The sequence below is a fragment of the Pedobacter sandarakinus genome, from assembly GCF_026240095.1.
GTDB classification, from domain to species: domain Bacteria; phylum Bacteroidota; class Bacteroidia; order Sphingobacteriales; family Sphingobacteriaceae; genus Pedobacter; species Pedobacter sandarakinus.
Window position 1 is genome coordinate 20,994 of sequence record NZ_JAPIVG010000003.1, and the last position, 22,314, is coordinate 43,307.

Genomic DNA, 22,314 nt, shown 5'->3' on the forward strand with positions numbered 1-22,314 from the left:
TTTCTACTTCTTCTGGTTTAGTTTTTCTAGTTTTTCTTTTGCCGTTGGGATGATGTCGTCTTTCCCTTCGTAATTATCAATTATACTTAGAAGTGTACTTTTTGCCTGCAAATTATCTTTAAGGGCAACATAGTTATCTGATAGTAAGAGGAAAGCCTTTGCAACCCAGTAATCATGCGATGCCATATTGTTTATGACATCGAAACAGGTTTTGGTAGATGTTTTATAATCGCCTTTATTATATTCTACTAAAGCAAGGTTGTATTTGGCTTCGGCAGCAGCTACGGTTTTAGTTTTGTCTACCACAGTCTTAAATTCTTTAACAGCAGCTGTGGTATCACCTTTCAGTAAATATGCTTTTCCGGCAAACAAACCCGAGCTATTTTTTTCTTCCTCGGATGCTTTTTCTGAAGAATTCGTTAATTGGGCATACTTTAACATGTCATCTGGCATATTTAAAGCAGTATATGCTTTCAGCAAATTATTTATGGCAAAGCTGTAATGTGATTTATAATCTGTAGTTGTTTCCAACCTTTTTAAGTAAACTATGGCCTCGTTATATTTTTTCTGATTTAGAAAAAGTTGAGAGATACTTACCAACGAACGTTCCGTATAATCACTCGTCCAATCGTTTAAAATAAATTCATAATCTGGAATAGCTTCATCCGGGCGCCCTAATTTTACTAGCGATTCTGCCCTAATAAACTTTGCCTCCTTCTCGTGTATTGCTTTTGGAAACTTATCGAAATACGCATTTACAGCTTGAAACGCACCATTTGCGTCTCCTCTTAGGTAGATGTTATTAGCTGCAGAAAATACGATGTTATCTTGCTCATTATTTGAATAGTTTCCAAGTGGGGTCGTATTGGCGTAAGCAATAAAGCCGTCAGCATCACCGCGATCTACATAAATATTTTTGATAGATTCCATGGCTTGTTTGGCTTCATCAGCAGTAGGGTAATCTCGAATCACTTTTTTGAAAGACTCTAAAGCCACATCATCTTGGTCTTGGTTATATTGTACCAAACCAATTGTTACCAGGGCCTTCGGTACATAACTGCTACGCGGATATTTCACCACCAAATCAACTAAATCTGATTTAGACTTGTCGAAATCTCCTTTATTAAAATAGGTGTAGGCGGTTTCAAAGCCTGCATCATCTGCATAATTGGAATTCGGGAATTTGGCCAATAGACTTTGCATTGTGGCTATTTTAGCATCGTACTGCGTTTCAAGGCCTTGAATCATTCCCTTTTGAAAAGTTGCATAATCTTCCGAACTGGTATGTCTGCCAATGATTTTATTGTAATTAGCCATTGCATTTCCATAATTTTTGTTCACGAAATAGGAATCGGCTAGCCTGATCGTTGCATCATCAACCGTTTTTTGGTCTTTGTCATTACCTGCCAGGAATTTCTCGAAGTAGTCGGCAGATTTGCTGTATTTTTCATCTTCAAAAGCAGCATATGCCAATGCATAATTCGCAAAGTTATATACCCCGGTTTTGTCCGCATCAGGCATTCTTAAAAACTTCTCGAAAGTAGAAACAGCTTCTCCAAATTTGCGCAATTCATACATCGATTCCGCTTTCCAATAGGTGCTTAACGCATTAATCTCATTGTCTTCGGGAAATTTCTCTGATCTTAGAAACATAGATAGTGCATTTGGGAATGCTCTTTCATTGTAAAATTCTAAACCCCTGAAATAAGTTACTTTTTGATAGGCCTCTTTAGCCTCTAAGCTTTTATCAGGAATAGGCTCAAGAATATCTACCGCGGCCTGGTAATTTTTGGTAGTCAATAAAACTTCTCCAAGTAATGTTTTTGCTTCATTTAGCTTTCGCGATTTTGGGAAGGTTTTCAAGAAACCCTGAGTAGCTTCCAGCGCTTGCTGATGAAATTCAAGTTCGTAGCTCAGCTTCGCATAACTTAACCAGGCTTCCTCTTGTATACCCTTATCGAAATCTAAACGAGAGGCCCTAAAGAAAGCACTTTGTGCTTTCTGTTTATTTCCCAACTGAATAAAAGCCTTACCTAAAGTATGCATACCATTTTGGAGGTAAATATCATCGGTGTTCAATTTCTCTAAAATCGAAACCGATTCTTTATACTTTTTATTCTGGAACAAAGAGTAGCCATATTGATAGATAAATAAGTTGTTCTTCACCTCGTTTTTATCTTTCGCATAAAATTCTGCAAAATATTTTTCGGCATTTTTGAATTCCGATTTTGCGAAATAAGAGGCTGCAACCAAGCTTAGCATTTCTGGCTCAAACTGTTGTTTAGTTTTACTAATTGAGGAAAGCGCATATTCAATTACATCATCATAACGCTCATCTAAATAATACATCGAAGTGATGTAATATGGGTAGCTTGCTTCGTAGGTAGGAGAACCTTTTAATTTTTCGAAATTAGCTAGGGCCGTTTTATATTCTTTATTGAGGTAGTTGATATAGGCGAAATAGTAGGTTGCACTCTCCTGGAAAGCGCCATCTTCTTTCTTCACCTGTTCAAATAAGGGTTCCGCTTTTTCGTAATCTTTAAGCTCGAAATAAGCATAGCCCTGCTTAAATTGATATTCGTTTCTTTGTTTTCCTGATAGGGTAGAAGGGTCTGTTTTTTCGAACCATTCTAATGCCTTTTTGTAATTCTTTTGCCCGAAATATGTTTTTCCAACATAAAAATAAGCCAATTTAGTGTTTGGATTTAGGGGATAATCTCGTATAAATGCCTGGAATAAACTTTCTGCATCGCTATTGGTTAACTCTAATGCACAAACTGCTGCGTAGAATTTTGCATTTTCTTTTAGCAGTGATAATTCGGCATTGCTTTCCGTTTGGGTAGAGGGTTTATAGCGTTGCTGTTCTACAATTTTAAAGTGCTGAGCAGCAGCTGTGTATTTTTCTTTTTCTAATAATTCTAAGCCCGTTTGGTAGTTTTTGTTGAGGTTTTGAACGGCACTTACCTGCGCATAGGTGCTAAAACTCCCAGCCAAAAATAGCGGAACCAATAAGTATTTTTTCTTCATTATGCTATATCTCTTATCATTGGTAATGAAACATTTACGGGGATAAACTTGCCGTTTTATTCCCCTATAAAGTTGCATTGGTTTCAAATATGGTTGGTACTAAATTAGAAATAGTATCAGGCTTTATCAACAGAAGTAATTAACATCTGTTAATAACACCAAAACGAAGGGATCGTTTCTTTGGTATTCTAATGGTTAAGAATGTTGAAAATTTGTAGGTACATGCTATCTAATTTGCCGCTCGGGTTCGTTTATTTTTTTGCTGGCCTCGAGTTTCTCAAGGCAGCATTGATTTTAATCTTTGGCAAATAAATTAGTTCTGCTACTATCCCGAAGAAACTACAAGATACGGTAGAGGCAATTTTCTAGCGTTTGTACTATCCTTGGCTCGCCAATAGATACAAAACTGCCATCCTAACGGCTACACCGTTTTCAACTTGTTCAAGTATAATCGATTGCTTGCTGTCTGCTACATCACTGGTAATTTCCACGCCACGATTGATGGGGCCAGGATGCATCACAACAATTTCCTTATCCAAATTATCCAAAATTTGCTTATTTAAACCATACATCATGGCATATTCTCTAAGCGATGGGAAGTATTTTATGTCTTGTCGTTCTAGCTGAATGCGCAGCATGTTTGCTACGTCGCACCAATTTAATGCCTTAATAAGGTTATGCTCTACCTTTACACCCAACTGGTGTATATGTTTCGGGATTAGCGTAGTAGGACCACAAACCATTACTTCTGCACCTAAGCGTTGCAAACAAAGGATGTTAGAAATGGCCACTCTTGAGTGTAAGATATCACCAACGATTACTACTTTCTTACCATTAACATCCCCTAATTTCTGACGGATGGAAAAGGCATCTAGCAAAGCCTGGGTAGGATGTTCATGAGCGCCATCGCCGGCATTAACGATTTGTGCTTGAACGTGTTTACTTAAGAACTGACCAGCACCAGCGTATGGATGTCGCATAACCACCATATCTACTTTCATTGATAAGATATTGTTAACCGTATCAATGAGGGTTTCGCCTTTACTTACTGATGATGATGATGCCGCGAAGTTTACCACATCTGCAGAGAGCCTTTTTTCTGCCAGCTCAAAGGAAAGTTTGGTTCGGGTAGAATTTTCGAAAAAAATATTTGCGATGGTAATATCCCGGAGAGAAGGAACTTTTTTTATTGGCCTGTTGATTACCTCTTTGAAATTGTCTGCAGTTTCGAAGATCAATTCGATATCATTCCGGTTAATATCTTTAATACCTAAAAGATGTCGGGTTGATAATTTTTCTGCTGCCATTTTATATTATTGTTTTTCGGATAATAAAATCACTTTGTCTTCATTTCCTTCGCTAGCCCACGTAACTTTTACTTGCTGCGAATTTAAGCTATCTACCTGCTGACCGATATAATCTGGTTCAATAGGTAAATGCCTGCTAAATCTACGATCGATTAAAACCAAAAGTTCAACTTTTTCGGGTCTGCCATAAGCCAAAAGTGCATCTAGTGCGGCCCTTATTGTTCTACCAGTCCAGAGCACGTCATCTATTAAAATCACTTTTTTTCCTTCAATAATAAAATCTATTGAGTTGCTACTAGCGGTCACCAGTCCATCTTTGCGCCTGAAATCATCCCTAAAAAATGTGATATCGAGGTTTCCTTTTAAAATTTTTTTGTCTTTTAAAATGGCTTCAAGGTCCTGGTGGATGCGGTCTGCCAGAAAAATCCCCCTGGGCTGGATGCCTATAAGCACGGTATTAGCGAAATCGTCGTGGTTTTCAATTAATTGATGGCAAAGCCTCTTAATTGTAATCTGAATTTTTTGTCCGTCAAGAAGTGTTTTCTTTTGCATTGAAGAAGGATTGGGCAAATATATAAAAATGTTTCAAGCTAAGAAAACAGATGCATTATAGTTTCGCTTAGGATGCGTTAAATGGCTATGCTACAACCGATATGAATTATTAAAAAAAATGGGGTGCAATGATTGAACCATCACTAACATGACGGATAATCTACAGAATTATGGCGATGAAATCTTAAATTTGCAAAGATATGGCAATGCAACCAGTAATTTTTTTTGATGGAATTTGTAATCTATGCAATGCATCAGTTCAATTTGCCATCAAACATGATAAGAAAAAAGTCTTTAAATTTTCTGCGCTACAGGGCGATTACGCAAAGGAAATTCTCCCAAATTTTGGGGTGCGTTCGAATGAGATCAATTCGATTGTATTGATATCTGATAATTGTTTGTACACCAAATCATCTGCGGCATTGCGGGTTGCAAAAAAGTTAGATGGTGTATGGCCAATCCTTTGGGTATTGCTAGTTATACCGAAATTTGTTAGAGATTGGTTCTACGATATCATTGCGATGAATAGGTATAGATGGTGGGGAAAACAAGAGAGCTGCTGGCTACCTACTCCTGATTTGAAAGAAAGATTCCTTCCTTAGTCAGACTGTTCTTCTCCCTTATATTTTGGTTTCCATAGCCATAAACTTAAAATGACCAAAGGAATGGAAATACTTAAGGCAATAACAATTAAAATACTGCGCTGCTTAACAATTTCTGGGTCTGAAGTGGTGAAAATGTTGATAGTTTCTTTCAAGGCAAATAGCGTAATCAACGAGCAAATAACTGCTAATACTCTGCGCATAATTTTATTTTTTATGCAAATATTATATTTATTTCTCGAACCTGATGGAATTTTTTGTTTTGAAACATGTTCAAAAGCGGATTTGCCCTTAAGCGCTATTAAATTACAGTCATCATGTTTATTAGTAGCGAATGATTAATTTTCTAGATACCTCTTGTTATAGGTAATTCCGATCAGATCATATCGTTTAAATTGTGTCTTTAATCTTTTTAGAAAGTCACCATAATTCTTGTTCTCTTCCGGGCTCCATAAAACTTCACTCAAAGCATCTAACCTTGGAAAGAGGAGGTATTGTACTTTTGCAAAATTGGTGATGTACTCGCTCCATAAACAGCCCTGCGCCCCCCAAATGTATTGGGCTTGTATAGCACTAAGTGCAGGAGGAATAGGATTATAGTTATACACGTTAATTAAAGGAGATAATTTGTTTGCGGTTAGGCTATCTTCTTTTGCAAATTGAGCATGGTTAAAATACATGATATCTTCTGGAGTCATAATTGCCTTATGATTTTGTTGGGCTGCTTCTATCCCGCCTTTTTCTCCTTGCCAACTCATTACCACCGCATTCGGGGCTAAGCCGCCCTGTAAAATTTCGTTCCAGCCAATAATGGTTTTTCCTTTACTATTAACAAACTTTCCAATCCTTCGGATAAAATAGCTCTGTAATTCACTTTCCGACTTTAAGCCATTATCCTTCATAATCTGTTGAGATACTGCACTTTGTTTCCACCATATTTTGGAAGCTTCATCCCCACCAATGTGGATGTATGGCGATGGAAATAGGTCCATTACTTCTGTTAAAACATTTTCTAAGAACTTAAAGGTGGTATCTGATGCTTGCAGTACATTATTATACTTATTCATCATTCCCCAAGTTTGGGCCACTTCATATTTCTTATTGGGCTCGGTACCGAGTTCTGGATAGGCAGCCAACAGTGCCATGCTGTGTGCGGGCATTTCTATTTCTGGAACGATGGTAATGTATCTGGCCTGAGCATAAGCAATTACATCTTTAATTTCTTCCTGCGTGTAGAAACCGCCATGCTTAATCCCATCTGTATTGATTACTGCATCTTTTGGCGATATGTTTACTGCAGTAGGCGTAACCTGGTATTTAATATTCTCGTTGCCTTTGCCGGGCCACAGACCAACAATACTGCCATTACGCCATGCACCAATTTCGGTTAGTTTCGGATATTTTTTAATTTCTATTCTCCAACCATGATCATCGGTTAAATGCCAATGGAAGTAGTTCATTTTATGCAGTGCCAGGTAATCGATATACTGCTTTACTAAAGCTACATCAAAAAAATGACGGCTTACATCAAGGTGCATGCCGCGGTAATCGAAACGGGGATGGTCTATTATATTAACTGAAGGAATAGATAAAACATTCTCATTGGCTGTCGGTAATAATTGAATGAGCGACTGGATTCCGTAGAAAACGCCAGGATTTGAAGTTGCGACAACTGTAATTTGTTGATTTGAGGTATTGAGAAAATAAGCGTTATCAAATTCACTAATTCTGGTATTTACATTTAAACTGATAAAGTTTTTTGTAGGTAATGCCTTAGTAATGTGGAGTGTTAGATTATAGTATTTTTGAAGATATTCTCTCAGAAAGTTTGCTGAATTAGATAATGATGAATCGACAACAACAATTTGGGTTTCTGTATCTATAAAGAATGGTTTTTTGTTGGTGTCCACCTTAATATAGGCGGGCTGCGGGATAATATTTACTTCCTGAGCATAAAGATTAAAGCTGAATACTGAAAGGAAGAATAAGATGATCAGGTTTCTCATAATCTGTGATTTCATTTTCAAAAGTAATCATTCTATACGGATGAAAGGAAAAGGTTTGGTGAAACCAGTTAATGATGTTACATAAACCCGATGGGAGGAAAATCCCTTTTGGCGGACTGCATTGAGGGGTTAAACACGACAATCACCAAAAAGATTGTACAGATAGCGGGGCAAGAGTTACCGATTTAAGATTGCGTTCGTTTTCACATTATTTAAACGATATAAGACATTTAAGAACATATAAGTTCGCCAGGCTTACTTTTTCTAGTATACTTTTTTTAGCTGTCGAAAATAGGAGATTGCTTGGTGTGAGAAGATGAGCTTTTCTAACGCTAGTTATTTTAACCATATAAGACACTCAAGAACATATAAGTTTGCCAGGCTTACTATTTGCTGGTATGCTATTTTGGATATACCGAAAATAGGAGATTGCTTGGTGTGAAAAGATGAGTTGTTTCTATCGCTAGTTATTTTAACCATATAAGACATTTAAGAACATATAAGTTCGCCAGGCTTACTTTTTCTAGTATACTTTTTTTAGCTGTCGAAAATAGGAGATTGCTTGGTGTGAAAAGATGAGCTTTTTTCAACGCTAGTTATTTTAACCATATAAGACATTTAAGAACATATAAGTTCGCCAGGCTTACTTTTCTGGTATATTTTTTTAGCTGTCGAAAATAGTAGATTGCTTGGTGTGAAAAGATGAGCTTTTTCTAATGCTAGTTATTTTAACCAGATAAGACATTTAAGAACATGTAAGTTAGCCAGGCTTACTATTTGCTGGTATGCTATTTTGGATATACCGAAAATAGGAGATTGCTTGGTGTGAAAAGATGAGCTTTTTTCAACGCTAGTTATTTTAACCATATAAGACATTTAAGAACATATAAGTTTACCAGGCTTACTATTTGCTTGGATATACCGAAAGTAGGAGATTGCTTGGTGTGAAAAGATGAGCTTTTCTAACGCTGGTTATTTTAACCATATAAGACATTTAAAGAACATATAAGTTCGCCAGGCTTACTATTTGCTGGCACGGTCGATTTGCGGGGGAAATCCGTATGTTCTGTGTCTCCGTGGCAAAAAAATAAGGATAAAAAAATCCCGATAACTTACGCTATCGGGATTTACTTTATTTAATTAAAAAAGAATTAGCCTTTTTTAGCTTTGCTTTCTTCGCCTTCTAATTGCGATTTCAACTGTGCTAATACGTCTAAGTCTCCTAAAGTAGATTTCTCTACAGAATCTTTAACTTTTTTAACAGCAGTTACAGCAGCTTTAGCTTCTTTTTTCTTAGCATTTCTTTCTTCTGCTACAGCTTCAGCTTTAACTTCTTCCCAAATACGAGCGTGAGAAACAACGATGCGTTTAGCTTCTTTGTTAAACTCGATAATTTTGAAGTCGTTGGTTTCTTCTGCTTTAACCGAAGTACCATCTTCTTTAACCATGTGCTTAGTTGGTACGAAACCTTCTACACCGTATGGTAAAGCAATAACAGCACCTTTATCAGTTACTTTAACAACTGTTCCTTGGTGAACCGAATCTAATGTAAAGATCGTTTCGAAAGTATCCCAAGGGTTTTCTTCTAATTGTTTGTGACCAAGGCTTAATTTACGGTTATCAACGTCTAATTCTAAAACAACAACGTCTAATACATCACCAACTTTAGTGAACTCGTTAGGGTGGTTTACTTTTTTAGACCATGATAAGTCAGAAATGTGGATTAAACCATCAATTCCTTCTTCAATTTCAACGAAAACGCCGAAGTTAGTCATGTTTTTAACCGTTGCTTGGTGCTTGCTTCCAACTGGGAATTTAGCAGCAACTTCTTGCCATGGATCGTTAGATAATTGTTTAATACCTAAGCTCATTTTGCGTTCGTCTCTGTCTAAAGTTAAAACTTCAGCTTCGATCTCATCACCAACTTTTAAGAATTCTTGTGGATTTCTTAAATTTTGCGACCAGCTCATTTCAGAAACGTGGATTAAGCCTTCTACTCCTGGGATGATTTCTAAGAAAGCACCATAATCTGCAACAGTTACGATTTTTCCTTTTACTTTAGAACCAACTTGGATATCGGCACTTAAGTTCTCCCAAGGGTGTGGAGTTAATTGTTTTAAACCTAAAGCAATACGTTTTTTCTCATCATCGAAATCTAAAACAACAACGTTAATTTTTTCGTCTAATGATAATACTTCTTTTGGATGCTCTATACGGCCCCAAGAAATATCAGTAATGTGAAGTAACCCATCAACACCACCTAAATCGATGAACACACCGAAATCAGTAATGTTTTTAACAGTACCTTCCAATACCTGACCTTTTTCTAATTTAGAAACGATCTCTACTTTTTGGCTTTCTAAATCGTCTTCAATTAACACTTTATGAGAAACAACTACGTTTTTAAACTCATGGTTAATTTTAACAACTTTAAATTCCATTGTTTTACCCACGTATACATCGTAATCGCGGATAGGTTTGATATCAATTTGAGAACCTGGTAAGAAAGCCTCAACGCCCATAATATCAACAATTAAACCACCTTTAGTACGGCTCTTAACGAAACCATTGATGATTCTATCATTTTCAAGCGCCTCGTTAATTGCTTCCCAAGATCTTTGAGTTTTTGCTCTTTTGCGAGAAAGGATCAATTGACCGTTAGCATCTTCTGGTGCTTCAACGAATACGTCAACTGAATCGCCGATTTTTAGATCTGGTGTATCACGAAATTCTGAAGTAGAAACTAAACCGTCTGATTTGAAACCTACGTTTAATACTACATCTTTGTTGTTAATTGAAACAACAATACCGCTAATAATTTCACCTTTAGTGATCTGGTTAAATGTTCCAGCATACATGTCTTCAAACTTTTTACGGTCTGCATCATTGTAATTACCGAAAACTTTTTCATCCGCATCCCAGTCGAAATCTTCCGTTGGTGTTGCTAAAGATGATTTGATCGATTCGATCGAAACTGAATCAGCTTCTGATTCAATAGTTTCTTTTTCAGTTAGGCGTCCGCCTTCTCCCTGAAGCTCAGCTGTTTTAGCTGCTAATTCTTTTTCTGCTACTTGTTTTTTAGCCATTAATTAATTATCTCCTTTTTTCCCTATTTAGGGACTGCAAAGGTAAAACTTTTTTAATTAATAGAAAACATTTTTTTAATAAATGATACTGATTTTTAGCTTATTATCAAATTGTAAAGGGTAATTGCTAGCTTAACTCTTGATCGAATGATTGAACGCCTCCTTCGCAATTCAACTCTTTCAAGCCCCTAACTGCAAGATGGGCTGTTGGTTGATCTTGATCTAAATAATAATTTGAAAATGAACGTTCAGTAAATCTTGGGTTTATGTAGTCCCGTTATCCGCTATAGCCTCGCTGAAAAAGCTCGGGCTGCCGCTTCTACCGGGTTTAGGCCGAATGGCTTAATGTTTCAAACTAAACCAGCCATTACAAGTAATTTTTGCGATAGCAACTAAATTAGTAAAGATTATGCCATTTTACGCTTGTCGTGAGGTTGGAAAAAGCTAGTGCTTTGAAACCAAAAAAAAATACAATGGTAAATGTTACCGGTAATCTCTTTACATGTAATAAGATAGATTACGCTAAAGTTTTATCACTACTTTTTTGTGAAAGTTCCCCTTGTAAACCCTTCACCAATCAAAGTATTTTCATCTCTAATTAACAATAAGATCATATTTTGCTGGTCGTATAATTTTATCATATCGCCTTCAATTACATATTTCGCGGTAAAGGTAGAGTCGGTGTAAACATCTTTTACAACAACCGAATCATTGGCCCCGAAATCAAAGGTTTGGTATTGCGTTTCACTGTCGCTCACATATCTGCCAGAAACTTTCTTTTCCTGGATGAAAGTTACGAAGCAAAAGTAGATTACTACCAGAACCACCATAGCCGAAATACCAATCAAAATTTTGTTCTGACTAGAGTATTTAAAGATGAAATACAGGATGGTACCCATTACAAGTGCCACAATAGCAAAGAAAATAATATTTGAATAACCTGTTTCTATTTTAGGCACATCTACCGAAACACCTGTTTTTTGTACTGCAGGCTTAACTGGAGATATCCTTACTAAAAACGCTCTACTTACCCAGCCTTCTCCGTTCGTAACCCTTATTTTAAAAAAACTGTTATCAGTAGAATCTAAAACAGCTACATTTTCATTTTCAGGTAGGTAACCTATAACCTTACTTTTCGGGTCTGCCTTTTCTCTCACCCTCAAATTATCGGCTGTGACTTTATAAATATCGCCATTTGAATTAGTGGAATTAGTTGTTGGAGTCTGCGCAGTAGTTTGTGGGGCAGTGGCTGGGTTAGCTTCTGCAACTTGTTCTAAAAAATCTTTACTTGCCCAACCCTCAACATTTTTAAATTTAATCTTGAAAAATTTAGCATCGCTGGCATCCAAAACAGTTACCTTTTCATCTTGAATAACATTACCAATTACTTTGCTTTTGGCATCTTTTCCATCTCTAACTCTCAACTTATCAGCCGTAACGCGGTAAATTTCCTGAGCTTTCAGTGGTATAGAAAAAATGGTAAGAGCGATCAGTAAAAAGAAAATTCGATTCATAATTTTGGGATTTTGCAAGCAGACTTAAAAATTGCAGCCATGTTAAGAGCAAACACCGTGCTGTGTGGGCAAAATTAGAAAATACTTTTAATTACCCTTTATAAAGATTTAACTAAATGCGAAATCCTGCCAGGAGAAGACAGCATGCGTAGTACACTCGCTTATATTTAAAAGTTGAATAGCTAGGACGTACGAGGCTGTAACGCTTCCACTTTTTCCAATGCGAAACGGAGTTGCTCCTCTTGAGTTAAATTGGTATTGTCTAAAATAATGGCATCTTCTGCACGTACCAGCGGACTTTCCTTACGCGTGGTATCTGCATAATCTCTATGTGCCAAATTTTCAAAAACTTCTTCTAGCGTTGTTTGGTTGTTTCCTTTGCTTTCCAACTCTTTAAATCTACGCTCGGCTCTAATTTTTGGGTCGGCAGTCATAAAGAATTTAAGTGGCGAATCTGGGAAAACAGTTGTGCCAATATCTCGTCCATCCATTACAATATTTTTTGATTTGCCCATGCGTTGCTGTTGTTTAACCATTTCGTACCTAACCGTCTTGTGGGCAGAAACTTCGCTTACGTTTTCAGAAACAGGCATAAGGCGAATCTCGTCAGAAACTTCTTCGCCATTTAATGTAATGTGAGATTCGTAATCTCTGGAATGAAAATTCAATTCGATGTGTTGCAGTGCATTTAAAACATCAGCATCATCAGTAACATCGATATTATTTCTCAAAAAGTACAAGGTAACAGCACGGTACATTGCCCCGCTATCTACATAAATAAAACCTAATTTTTTAGCTAATGCCTTTGCTAATGTGCTTTTTCCACATGATGAATAGCCGTCTATAGCTATAACTAAGTTCTTTTTCATTCTGTTGCAAAGTTAAAAAAACCAACCGATTTGCTTACTTTTTTTAGCTAACTATTCTTTATACTTTTGCAGGATGTTACCCACGAAGGCCGAAATTTTAAAGTCAGTTACTTTCAAAACTTCCAGAAGTGGGGGCAAGGGCGGGCAAAACGTGAACAAAGTTTCGAGCAAGGTAGAGCTGATTTTTGATTTATCACAGGCTTCATTTCTCAATCAGGATGAAAAAGAATTGTTAACAATAAAGCTGGAAAAGAGGCTGGATGCCGACGGCTTACTGCATATTGTTTCTCAGGAAGATAGAAGTCAGTTATTAAATAAGGAGAGAACAATAATTAAGCTCATTGAATTGCTGAGACGCTCTCTGCAAGTTCAGAAGGAACGTAAACCTAATAGAATCCCACTCTCAGTAATCCGTAAAAGGCTGCAGGAAAAATCAATTACGGCTCAAAGGAAAGAAGCAAGGAGAAAACCAAAAATCGATTAGCTTACATTTTCCCAAACCGATAGAATAAGCTTAAACTGCCATAGTTTTGTGGAACAGCTGCACTTTTAACCTCTCTGGTTTTAAATATCACATTGAAATCAATTGTAAACCTGTTAGAACTGTAATTAACGCCAAATTGCTGTTCAAATACAATCGGTTTCACCCCAAAGGTAACTGGGCTATCGTTATTAAAAAGGCTGCCTTGTATCGTCGCATCATACACTACAACATTCAGCTGAGGCTTAGCATAAAAGAAAAATTCCGACTGGTTTAGCTTGGCTGTTTTGGCATTTCCAATAATAGCATTGTTGTAAGCGCTATTAAATAACTGGTTTAATCTTCCTGCTCTAAACAATACCGACGCACCCAAACCAGACAATGTGGTGCCCAAGTTTGCGTATCCTTGTCCGCTTAAATCAACCACTTGATCATTGCTCCGAACGAGTAGTTTGCTATAATTAGCGGCCAGATTTAAGGCCAGCTGATTTTTTATTTGATATTCCCAACCTTCAGGCGTGTAAAAACCCACTGTTTTGTGCAAAAACTCCTGCGCATTTTTTGCCAAAGATCCCGGGCCGACAACACCCAACTCGGCATTTAATTTCACTACGCTCTCATCTTTATAAAAAATATTATATGCACCTCCAGCATAAAGGTATCCGGCAAACGGCCTATCTTGATCTTCCTTATTGGCTACCTGACCCCAGTATGGGGTAAAGATTTTCTGTCCAATAGCTATTTCAAAGGTTTTCTTTTCGACGGGCTCAGCGTAATGCTCTGGATTAATCGCCCTGCGATAATAAATAAACAAACCATTGGTATAATATCGATCGTTTAAGGTTGCGAGGTAGGCATCATTTTCTGTTTTGAAACCGAATTCGTTTTTAAAGGATTGTGCAGATCCAGTGAGGCAGACTAAAAAAAGTATTAGTGTAGAAAAAAGTGGTTTCATAAAAAAAGTCCCAATAATGTATTGGGACTATAAATGTATTTAATGTATTCGAATTTTCAATCGATCTACTAAAAGATTACAAACTAGTTTACAATAGGCGCAACCTTGATCGATAAATCAAGAGGTTTTTTAACCTTATTTTTAAGTAGAGCAAGATCTATAACTTCACTCATCTCAGTTACATAATGGAAATTTAAATCTTTTATGTAGCTTTCTTTAATCTCCAGAATGTCTTTCCTATTGCTTTTGCAAAGGATGATTTCCTTGATGTTAGCTCTTTTTGCTGCAAGGATTTTCTCCTTAATGCCACCTACCGGAAGCACCTTACCTCGAAGGGTAATTTCACCAGTCATGGCTAAATGTTGTTTTACCTTACGCTGTGTAAATGCCGAAGTTAATGCTGTTAACATAGTTACACCGGCAGAAGGGCCGTCTTTTGGGGTTGCACCAGCAGGTACGTGAACGTGGACGTCCCAATTATCGAAGAGCGTATAATCGATACCGAACTCTGCTGCATGAGCACGCAAATAAGCAAGTGCTATTACCGCAGATTCTTTCATCACATCGCCTAAATTACCAGTTAAGGTCAATTTACCTTTCCCTGGGCTTAAACTAGATTCAATGAATAAAATATCTCCACCCACACTGGTCCACGCTAACCCTGTTACCACTCCGGCAACTTCGTTTCCTTCATAGAGATCTTTATCGTAGATCGGTGCACCCAGAATTTTCTCAACATCGTCTTGCGTTAAGGTTGCGGTGTATTCTTCTTCCATAGCAATCTTTGTTGCAATTCCACGTACCAATGATCCAATTTTCTTCTCTAATCCACGTACGCCAGATTCACGGGTATAATCTTCAATTACTTTCTCGATTAGGGCAGGTTTAAGATTAATATCTTTGTGTGCAAGGCCGTGATTTTCTTTTTGCTTAGGCAAAAGATATTTTTTTGCAATTTCAATCTTTTCCTCAATGGTATAGCCATTAACCTCAATAATTTCCATTCTATCTAACAAAGCCGGTTGTATGGTACTTAACGAGTTTGCGGTGGCGATAAATAGAATGTTCGATAAATCGTAGTCCATTTCTACGTAATGATCGTAGAATGCATTGTTTTGCTCTGGGTCTAATACTTCTAATAAGGCAGAAGATGGATCCCCACGATGATCGGTACCCACTTTATCTATCTCGTCTAGAACGAAAACAGGGTTGTCTGCGCCTGCTTTTTTGATGGAAGAAATAATCCGACCTGGCATAGCACCAATATAGGTTTTTCGGTGACCACGAATCTCGGCTTCATCACGGATCCCACCCAACGCCATTCGCACATATTTTCGTCCAAGCGCTTTCGCTACCGATTTTCCCAACGAGGTTTTACCAACTCCCGGAGGGCCAACCAAGCACAAAATAGGTGCTTTCATATCGCGTTTCAACTTTATAACAGCAAGGTATTCGATAATTCGCTGCTTAACTTTTTCCAAACCAAAATGATCTTTATCTAAAATTCGCTGGGCTCTTTTTAAATCGAAATTATCTTTGGTAAATTCGCTCCACGGTAAGTCTAGAAGCAATTCCAGGTAATTCAACTGCACTGAATAATCGGGCGCAGCAGGATTCATTCTTCCAAGCTTATCCAGTTCTTTATCAAAATGATCATTTACAGCCTTCGACCATTTTTTCAACTTTGCTTTCTCTTGTAAAGCGTCAAATTCCAGGTCTGCAGAACTTCCACCCAGTTCTTCCTGAATGGTTTTCAATTGCTGATTTAGGAAATAATCACGTTGTTGCTTATCTAAATCTGTACGAACTTTCGATTGAATTTGATTCCTGAGCTCTAACATCTGCAATTCAATCATCAATAGCTCCATAACCTTTTGAGCCCGATCTTGCAATTTATCCATTTCAAGGATTTTTTGCTTATCAGACATTTCGGCATTCATGTTCGATGAAATGAAATTTATCAGAAAAGAGTTGCTTTCGATATTCTTCAGCGCAATGCTGGCTTCGCTTGGTATGTTTGGAGATAATTGAATAATCTGCGCAGACATTTCTCGAATAGAAGCAATTAGCGCTTTAAACTCTTTGTCGGCTTTATGCTTTTGCTCTTCAAATTTCTTTACAACTGCTTTAATATAAGGTTCGTTCTGAACTTCTTCAATTAAGCTAAAGCGTTGTTTTCCTTGTATGATTACGGTAGTGTTCCCATCAGGCATTTGCAATAGCTTGATGATGTTAGCTACTGTACCAACATTGTTTAACTGCTCAAAGGTTGGGTCTTCGATAGAGACATCTTTTTGCGAAACAACCCCAATAATTTTATTGCCTTTATACGCTTCTTTTATTAATTTTATTGATTTATCCCGCCCTACAGTAATTGGAATAACTACCCCAGGGAAGAGCACAGTATTCCGCAAGGGTAATATAGCCAAGGTTTCTGGGGTATCCTCATTGTTCATTTCATCCTCATCTTGTTGAGACATTAAAGGAAAAAATTCGGTATCCTCGTTTATGATTGGCATCGCAGTATTGAAATCAAATATATCTTGTTTACTCATTATCACATTTCCTCAAGCGACAAACTGACAGTTTAATCGCATTCACGCTGTTTAATTATGTTTGTAAGTTAATATTTTCAACTCTTATGCCAAAGTGAAAAAAATTCAAATCTTATGCTAAAAAGGCAGTTAAATTAAATATCCGTGCCATTATCATAATGTATCACTTTTAACGTTTATCCTAGTGTTTACGCCTTTTTGTTTTGAGATAATCAAAATTAAAAACTTTTAAATTATTAGAATAGGATTATATTGCAAGAAATATCGTCTTTATAGACGAGAGAATTTTTAAATTATTATTCATACATGAACTATTTTAAACGAGCTATTTTTGGGTTAATCATTTTTTCTTCTACAGGCAGTTTTGCGCAAAACAGCTACCAAAAGAGTATGCAAGCCATGATGAAGGGTGACTATAAAACTGCGGTAGCTCAATTGGAGAAAGCCGATACGAAAACACCTGACAATGCTAATGTTTTAAAAATGCTGGGCTATTCCTATTTCCAGAATGGTGAGTTCGAAAAATCTATTGCAACTTACAGTCGCTTATTAACCATTAAACCTAGTGAAGTTTCCGCCTACTACTACCGTGGCAAAGCCAGGTTAAACATTGCAAATGATCCTAAGGAATCGCTTAATACGATGCGTGAAAATTTTTACACAGCAGCTATTAAGGATTTTACAAAGGCCATTGAAATTAATGGCGATGAGGATATTCAGATGTTTCAAAACAGGGCGTTGGCTTATAAAGATTATGCGATATTTAAATCTTATAAGGTTAAGCGTGGTCCTGAAAAAACAGCTTGTGTAGGCTTGTTTAATAGTTCAATAGCCGATTTCCAAAGGGTGTTAACATTGCAGCCGCTACGTAAAGATATTATCGATTGGATTAGTTACAACAAAGCGCAAATTGCAAGTTTGAAGTAGCCATTGCATAAACAAAAGAGCGGTTAAGTATTAACTTAGCCGCTCTTTTTTATTTCATTTTTCCGGTTATACGGTATTTTTTTTCATCCAAAAACCTTATTTTCTGTTTCTTGCTAATGCTATACAGGCTATCGGGGTAGTAGATCAATGTGTCTAAAGATTGATAAAGGATATTCCTCGCCTCCACTACAACTTCCACCTTTTTGACCAGGTTACCTGCTCTTATTACGGTTATTTTTTTAATGGGGATTTTTTTCAGCTGGCTGGAATAGATTTCTATCCCACTGGCCTTGTGAACTGCAAAACTTCCTCTCCAAGAATTTTTGTTGATATCCGCATCAAAAAAAATTCCAAATTCCTTAGTCCAATCTTTTACAAAAACCGTTTTCTGTTCCGATACGCCATTTACACTAACCGTTTTAATTAGCTCATGATGCTGGCGGTTTAAACGTTCACTTTCTTTCTTGAAGTATCCAGTTACATCGAAATAAAGATCACCCGTATTCGGTAGGTTTTCTTTAGGCCCATTGCAGGCAAAGAAACCTGTCGCAAGCATAAAAAAACAAAGTTTCTTAATCATTATACTAACACATTGCCAGTCATCTCAGCTGGAATATCCACGCCTAAAATTCTCAAAACCGTTGGTGCGATGTCCCCAAGCTTTCCATTGTCAACATGATTATGATCTTTATCGATCAAAATGCAAGGTACAAGGTTAGTGGTATGTGCGGTATTGGCAGAGCCATCTCCGTTCACCATAAATTCAGAATTTCCGTGATCTGCTAAAATTATAAATGAGTATCCATTCGCCAAACCCGTATTTACGACCGTTTCGGCACATTTATCAGCAGTTTCAACTGCTTTTACTACCGCTTCAAAAACACCTGTATGGCCAACCATATCTGGGTTAGCGAAATTTAGGCAAATAAAATCTGCCCATCCAGTATTCATTTCTGCTGTTATCGCTTCTGTAATACCAGCCGCACTCATTTCTGGCTGTAAATCGTATGTGGCAACCTTTGGCGATGGGATTAAAATTCTTTTCTCATTTGTAAATTCGCTTTCTCGCCCGCCAGAAAAGAAGAATGTTACATGTGGGTATTTTTCAGTTTCCGCAATTCGGATTTGGTTCTTGCCATTTTCAGCTAAAACCTCACCCAGGGTTTTTGTCAAATCATCCTTGGTAAAAATTACATTAACCCTTTCAAAACTTTCGTCGTAAGTGGTCATGGTTACATAGTACAAAGGCAATTTGTGCATTTCTTGTTCAGGAAAGTCTTTCTGCGTTAAAGCGGTAGTTATTTCCCTTCCGCGATCTGTTCTAAAATTAAAACAAACTACCACGTCATCATTTTGTATCGTTGCTACAGCTTCCCCATCGGTTTTGGTGAGCACAACTGGATTTAGAAATTCGTCTGTTACAGCATTATCGTAAGATTTGCGAATTGCTGCCACAGCATCTGTGGTTTTTTCACCAACGCCATTCACCATCACATCATAAGCCTTTTTAACGCGTTCCCACCTATTATCACGATCCATGGCATAGTACCGCCCAACCATTGTCGCTAATTTTGTGTTTCCCGCCGCCAGGTGTTGTTGCAAATCGGTTATGAAACCCAAACCAGCATTTGGATCAGTGTCACGTCCGTCTAAAAAGGCGTGTACAAAACTTCTCTGTACCTCCGCCTCATTAGCAGCATCACATAATGCTTTCAGATGGTTTATATGCGCATGCACACCACCATCAGAAACCAGACCTATGAAATGCACAGCCTTATTATGTAATTTGGCGTAACTAAATGCTTCCAGCAATACCGGGTTTACATGTAATTCATGGTCAGCAATTGATTTATTTATTCTGCCGAGTTCCTGGTAAACAACCCTGCCGGCACCCAAATTCATGTGTCCAACTTCCGAATTACCCATTTGCCCGGCTGGTAAACCTACCGCCTCGCCCGAGGCTTCTAATTTGGAATTTGGATATTTTTGTAATAATGAGTCAAAAAAAGGAGTGTTTGCCGCATACGCAGCATCAGATTGATCTTGCCTTCCATAACCCCAACCATCTAAAATGATAAGGGCAAGTTTTTTATTATTTACCATCTATTCAAAAATTTGTTAAATATTACCAAAACATTTATTGCGAACCTATGTTTAAGTATTCAATATATATCGCAAATATAAGTTTATTGAGGCTTATACAAATTATGAAACACTTTTTTGATAAGCTAATGGCATAATTTTAGCTACACGGTTCTGTATAAACTACAGAAATGATCCGGAGCTTATTTTTATTAATATTTAGTTTGTCGTCAATTTATGCGCCTAGAGGGTTACAGGCTGATGTTATTGATGAGTTATCCTCTTATTTCAAATCCGGAAATTCTAAAGAGATTGCTAAAAACTTCGCCTCTACAATCGAATTAATTATTATCGATGAAGAAGATGTATACTCTAAAGCACAGGGTGAACAGATTTTAAGAGACTTTTTTATCAAACATCCACCCACAAAAGCAACCGTATTTCATAAAATAAATAACAGCCCTAATTATCGTTTTGGCGTTGTTTTGCTCAGTACTGCTAAAGAAACCTTTCGGGTTTCTATCACGATGAAAAAATTCGCTAACAGTTTTCTTATTACCGAGTTAAGAATAGAGCCTGCTAAAGATTAATTTCTGTAAAGCAAAACTAGTGCTACTTGGGTTCATTTCGCCCCGCCATTTGCTATAGTCCCGCTTTGCAACCGGGAGCTGCCGCGTCTGTCGGGTTTAAGACCGTTCAGCGGTGCATATCGGCCACAAAAACCCACCGTTTTAGGCTGTCATTAAATTGTCTGCTAACAAATATTTCGTAGTTTTGCAGCTTATAGCTACGTTTTGGATACTAAAGAACTACATCAATTTATACAAAATGCCCTTGCCGAAGATGTTGGCGATGGCGATCATACGTCATTATCAACCATCCCGGCAGGCACACAGGGGCGGGCAAAACTGATCATTAAAGAGGATGGTATTCTCGCAGGAATCGAATTATCATTAGCTATTTTTAATGAGGTAGATAGAAATCTTAAAGTAGAAGTGTTACTACATGATGGAGACGCAGTTCATGTTGGTGACATTGGCCTAACAGTATCGGGCAGTACACATGCCATTTTAATTGCCGAGCGGTTGGTGCTGAATTGTATACAGCGAATGAGTGGTATTGCTACAAAAACCCATCGAATAGTATCTGTGCTGAAAAACACCAACACTAAAATATTAGATACCAGAAAAACTACACCAGGTTTGCGTTATTTGGAAAAATGGGCGGTTAGAATTGGTGGAGGAGTAAATCATCGCATTGGTTTGTACGATATGATCTTGATCAAAGACAACCATGTGGATTATGCTGGTGGTATAGAAAATGCAATAAACGCAGCCCAGAAATATTTAGCAACTCATCAAAAATCTTTACAAATTGAGATAGAAGTGAGGAATATTGGGGAATTATCTCAAGTGTTGGCTGTAGGTGGCGTAGACCGTATTATGCTCGATAACTTTAGTTTCGAAGATTTGACTTTAGCGGTAAAAATGATAAGTGGAAAATTTTTAACTGAGGCTTCTGGCGGCATTACAGAAGATAACGTGTTAGCTTATGCAGCATGTGGTGTAGATTATATATCCATGGGAGCGCTTACGCACTCAGTAAAAAGCCTCGACATCAGTTTAAAAGCATACTAAAGTGTTTTGCTATAAAATTAAAAGCTTATTTTTTGTATCATTGTAGGCTATGGTTACGGTTTATTCGCTCAGCGCTCTATTATTGGCGTATCTTTTTGGATCAATACCAACAGCTGTATGGCTTGGCCAAGCTTTCTATGGCGTAGATGTTAGAGAGTATGGCAGTGGCAATGCCGGTGCAACCAATACTTTTCGGGTTCTAGGTAAAAAAGCGGGCATTGCGGTAATGATTATTGATATTGCTAAAGGTTATACCGCTACGAATCTTGCTTACCTCATCGGCATGTCTGTAACCGGACCACAGAATTCTGTTGTATTCGTTAATTATCAATTGGCACTGGGCGTAACCGCAGTGATGGGGCATTTGTTTCCCGTTTTTGCGGGCTTCAGGGGTGGAAAAGGCGTTGCTACCCTTTTTGGAATGATTTTGGCAGTAAACTTCGAGGCATCTATGCTTTGTGTTCTGGTTTTTGTGTTGGTGTTATTGTTAACAAAATATGTTTCGCTAAGCTCTATTTGTGCGGGCTTCACGTTTCCACTTAGCATTGTTTTTTTATTTCAGGTTTCTATTAAATCTGAAGTGCTCTATGGGATGGTCGTTTGTGTATTGATATTGGTAACCCATCAAAAAAACCTCGAAAGGCTGCTGAAAGGCAAAGAATCCAAAGTGTATTTGTTTAAAAAGAAAACAAATCTTCAATAGAAAATGTATTC

The 22,314-nt window shown here is 37.4% G+C and carries 18 protein-coding genes; 6 read left to right on the top strand and 12 right to left on the bottom strand.

Going from position 1 to position 22,314, the window contains the following annotated elements; genetic code table 11:
* Window positions 1–3: 3 nt before the first annotated feature.
* The 3 genes from OQ268_RS08630 to pyrR form a co-directional block, all read right to left on the bottom strand.
* Window positions 4–3,027, bottom strand: coding sequence for a tetratricopeptide repeat protein (locus OQ268_RS08630; RefSeq protein WP_265855728.1), 3,024 nt, complete (start codon window positions 3,025–3,027; stop codon window positions 4–6).
* A 377-nt stretch (window positions 3,028–3,404) separates the two neighbouring features.
* Complete coding sequence (locus OQ268_RS08635; RefSeq protein ID WP_265855729.1) at window positions 3,405–4,334, bottom strand: aspartate carbamoyltransferase catalytic subunit; 930 nt, start codon at window positions 4,332–4,334, stop codon at window positions 3,405–3,407.
* A 6-nt stretch (window positions 4,335–4,340) separates the two neighbouring features.
* Window positions 4,341–4,886, bottom strand: a complete 546-nt coding sequence (gene pyrR / locus OQ268_RS08640; protein ID WP_265855730.1) for a bifunctional pyr operon transcriptional regulator/uracil phosphoribosyltransferase PyrR — start codon at window positions 4,884–4,886, stop codon at window positions 4,341–4,343.
* A 206-nt stretch (window positions 4,887–5,092) separates the two neighbouring features.
* On the opposite strand from pyrR, the gene OQ268_RS08645 reads away from it, so the two are divergent.
* On the top strand, window positions 5,093–5,488 hold the full coding sequence (locus tag OQ268_RS08645) for a thiol-disulfide oxidoreductase DCC family protein (protein WP_265855731.1): 396 nt from the start codon (window positions 5,093–5,095) through the stop codon (window positions 5,486–5,488).
* Here OQ268_RS08645 and OQ268_RS08650 read toward each other — a convergent pair.
* The 5 genes from OQ268_RS08650 to cmk all read right to left on the bottom strand — a co-directional run bounded on the left by OQ268_RS08650 (window position 5,485) and on the right by cmk (window position 12,963).
* Complete coding sequence (locus tag OQ268_RS08650) at window positions 5,485–5,691, bottom strand: hypothetical protein (RefSeq protein ID WP_265855732.1); 207 nt, start codon at window positions 5,689–5,691, stop codon at window positions 5,485–5,487. The genes OQ268_RS08645 and OQ268_RS08650 overlap by 4 nt on opposite strands.
* A 135-nt stretch (window positions 5,692–5,826) precedes the next feature.
* The gene (locus OQ268_RS08655) at window positions 5,827–7,509 is read right to left on the bottom strand and encodes a beta-N-acetylhexosaminidase (RefSeq protein ID WP_265855733.1); all 1,683 of its coding nucleotides are present in this window, start codon (window positions 7,507–7,509) and stop codon (window positions 5,827–5,829) included.
* A 1,136-nt stretch (window positions 7,510–8,645) separates the two neighbouring features.
* Window positions 8,646–10,580, bottom strand: a complete 1,935-nt coding sequence (gene rpsA / locus OQ268_RS08660; protein WP_231427975.1) for a 30S ribosomal protein S1 — start codon at window positions 10,578–10,580, stop codon at window positions 8,646–8,648.
* Window positions 10,581–11,116: 536 nt separating this feature from the next.
* Entirely contained in the window at window positions 11,117–12,094 is a 978-nt protein-coding gene (locus tag OQ268_RS08665) for an SH3 domain-containing protein (RefSeq protein ID WP_265855734.1), read from the bottom strand.
* 182 nt (window positions 12,095–12,276) lie between these two features.
* Complete coding sequence (gene cmk, locus OQ268_RS08670) at window positions 12,277–12,963, bottom strand: (d)CMP kinase (protein WP_265855735.1); 687 nt, start codon at window positions 12,961–12,963, stop codon at window positions 12,277–12,279.
* A 73-nt stretch (window positions 12,964–13,036) separates the two neighbouring features.
* Between cmk and arfB the strand changes: the two genes are divergently transcribed.
* Complete coding sequence (gene arfB / locus OQ268_RS08675; RefSeq protein ID WP_265855736.1) at window positions 13,037–13,447, top strand: alternative ribosome rescue aminoacyl-tRNA hydrolase ArfB; 411 nt, start codon at window positions 13,037–13,039, stop codon at window positions 13,445–13,447.
* Window position 13,448: 1 nt separating this feature from the next.
* Here arfB and OQ268_RS08680 read toward each other — a convergent pair whose 3' ends face one another.
* Complete coding sequence (locus tag OQ268_RS08680) at window positions 13,449–14,399, bottom strand: lipid A deacylase LpxR family protein (RefSeq protein WP_265855737.1); 951 nt, start codon at window positions 14,397–14,399, stop codon at window positions 13,449–13,451.
* An 83-nt stretch (window positions 14,400–14,482) separates the two neighbouring features.
* Window positions 14,483–16,954 (bottom strand): endopeptidase La, encoded by a 2,472-nt coding sequence (gene lon / locus OQ268_RS08685; RefSeq protein WP_265855738.1) that lies wholly within the window; start codon window positions 16,952–16,954, stop codon window positions 14,483–14,485.
* Between the two features lie 306 nt (window positions 16,955–17,260).
* Between lon and OQ268_RS08690 the strand changes: the two genes are divergently transcribed.
* Window positions 17,261–17,881 carry a tetratricopeptide repeat protein gene (locus OQ268_RS08690; RefSeq protein WP_265855739.1) on the top strand — a complete coding sequence of 207 codons (621 nt, stop codon included), beginning with the start codon at window positions 17,261–17,263 and terminating at the stop codon, window positions 17,879–17,881.
* Window positions 17,882–17,930: 49 nt separating this feature from the next.
* Here the strand turns inward: OQ268_RS08690 and OQ268_RS08695 are convergent, their stop codons facing one another.
* Window positions 17,931–18,461, bottom strand: coding sequence for a hypothetical protein (locus OQ268_RS08695; protein ID WP_265855740.1), 531 nt, complete (start codon window positions 18,459–18,461; stop codon window positions 17,931–17,933).
* Window positions 18,461–19,984, bottom strand: coding sequence for a 2,3-bisphosphoglycerate-independent phosphoglycerate mutase (gene gpmI / locus OQ268_RS08700; RefSeq protein ID WP_265855741.1), 1,524 nt, complete (start codon window positions 19,982–19,984; stop codon window positions 18,461–18,463). Before gpmI ends, OQ268_RS08695 begins: the two co-directional genes overlap by 1 nt.
* A 170-nt stretch (window positions 19,985–20,154) precedes the next feature.
* Here gpmI and OQ268_RS08705 point away from each other — a divergent pair, with 170 nt between their 5' ends.
* The 3 genes from OQ268_RS08705 to plsY all read left to right on the top strand — a co-directional run bounded on the left by OQ268_RS08705 (window position 20,155) and on the right by plsY (window position 22,303).
* On the top strand, window positions 20,155–20,553 hold the full coding sequence (locus OQ268_RS08705; protein ID WP_265855742.1) for a DUF4783 domain-containing protein: 399 nt from the start codon (window positions 20,155–20,157) through the stop codon (window positions 20,551–20,553).
* A gap of 204 nt (window positions 20,554–20,757) precedes the next feature.
* The gene (gene nadC / locus OQ268_RS08710; protein WP_265855743.1) at window positions 20,758–21,600 is read left to right on the top strand and encodes a carboxylating nicotinate-nucleotide diphosphorylase; all 843 of its coding nucleotides are present in this window, start codon (window positions 20,758–20,760) and stop codon (window positions 21,598–21,600) included.
* A 49-nt stretch (window positions 21,601–21,649) separates the two neighbouring features.
* Window positions 21,650–22,303 (top strand): glycerol-3-phosphate 1-O-acyltransferase PlsY, encoded by a 654-nt coding sequence (gene plsY / locus OQ268_RS08715; protein ID WP_265855744.1) that lies wholly within the window; start codon window positions 21,650–21,652, stop codon window positions 22,301–22,303.
* Window positions 22,304–22,314: the final 11 nt, after the last annotated feature.

Coding starts and splice junctions, on each gene's coding strand:
- arfB (WP_265855736.1), top strand. CDS start 13,037: ATGTTACCCACGAAGGCCGAAATTTTAAAGTCAGTTACTTTCAAAACT.
- OQ268_RS08655 (WP_265855733.1), bottom strand. CDS start 7,509: ATGAAATCACAGATTATGAGAAACCTGATCATCTTATTCTTCCTTTCA.
- cmk (WP_265855735.1), bottom strand. CDS start 12,963: ATGAAAAAGAACTTAGTTATAGCTATAGACGGCTATTCATCATGTGGA.
- OQ268_RS08630 (WP_265855728.1), bottom strand. CDS start 3,027: ATGAAGAAAAAATACTTATTGGTTCCGCTATTTTTGGCTGGGAGTTTT.
- OQ268_RS08695 (WP_265855740.1), bottom strand. CDS start 18,461: ATGATTAAGAAACTTTGTTTTTTTATGCTTGCGACAGGTTTCTTTGCC.
- OQ268_RS08650 (WP_265855732.1), bottom strand. CDS start 5,691: ATGCGCAGAGTATTAGCAGTTATTTGCTCGTTGATTACGCTATTTGCC.
- plsY (WP_265855744.1), top strand. CDS start 21,650: ATGGTTACGGTTTATTCGCTCAGCGCTCTATTATTGGCGTATCTTTTT.
- lon (WP_265855738.1), bottom strand. CDS start 16,954: ATGAGTAAACAAGATATATTTGATTTCAATACTGCGATGCCAATCATA.
- OQ268_RS08665 (WP_265855734.1), bottom strand. CDS start 12,094: ATGAATCGAATTTTCTTTTTACTGATCGCTCTTACCATTTTTTCTATA.
- gpmI (WP_265855741.1), bottom strand. CDS start 19,984: ATGGTAAATAATAAAAAACTTGCCCTTATCATTTTAGATGGTTGGGGT.
- OQ268_RS08690 (WP_265855739.1), top strand. CDS start 17,261: ATGAACTATTTTAAACGAGCTATTTTTGGGTTAATCATTTTTTCTTCT.
- pyrR (WP_265855730.1), bottom strand. CDS start 4,886: ATGCAAAAGAAAACACTTCTTGACGGACAAAAAATTCAGATTACAATT.
- OQ268_RS08635 (WP_265855729.1), bottom strand. CDS start 4,334: ATGGCAGCAGAAAAATTATCAACCCGACATCTTTTAGGTATTAAAGAT.
- OQ268_RS08645 (WP_265855731.1), top strand. CDS start 5,093: ATGCAACCAGTAATTTTTTTTGATGGAATTTGTAATCTATGCAATGCA.
- OQ268_RS08680 (WP_265855737.1), bottom strand. CDS start 14,399: ATGAAACCACTTTTTTCTACACTAATACTTTTTTTAGTCTGCCTCACT.
- rpsA (WP_231427975.1), bottom strand. CDS start 10,580: ATGGCTAAAAAACAAGTAGCAGAAAAAGAATTAGCAGCTAAAACAGCT.
- OQ268_RS08705 (WP_265855742.1), top strand. CDS start 20,155: ATGATCCGGAGCTTATTTTTATTAATATTTAGTTTGTCGTCAATTTAT.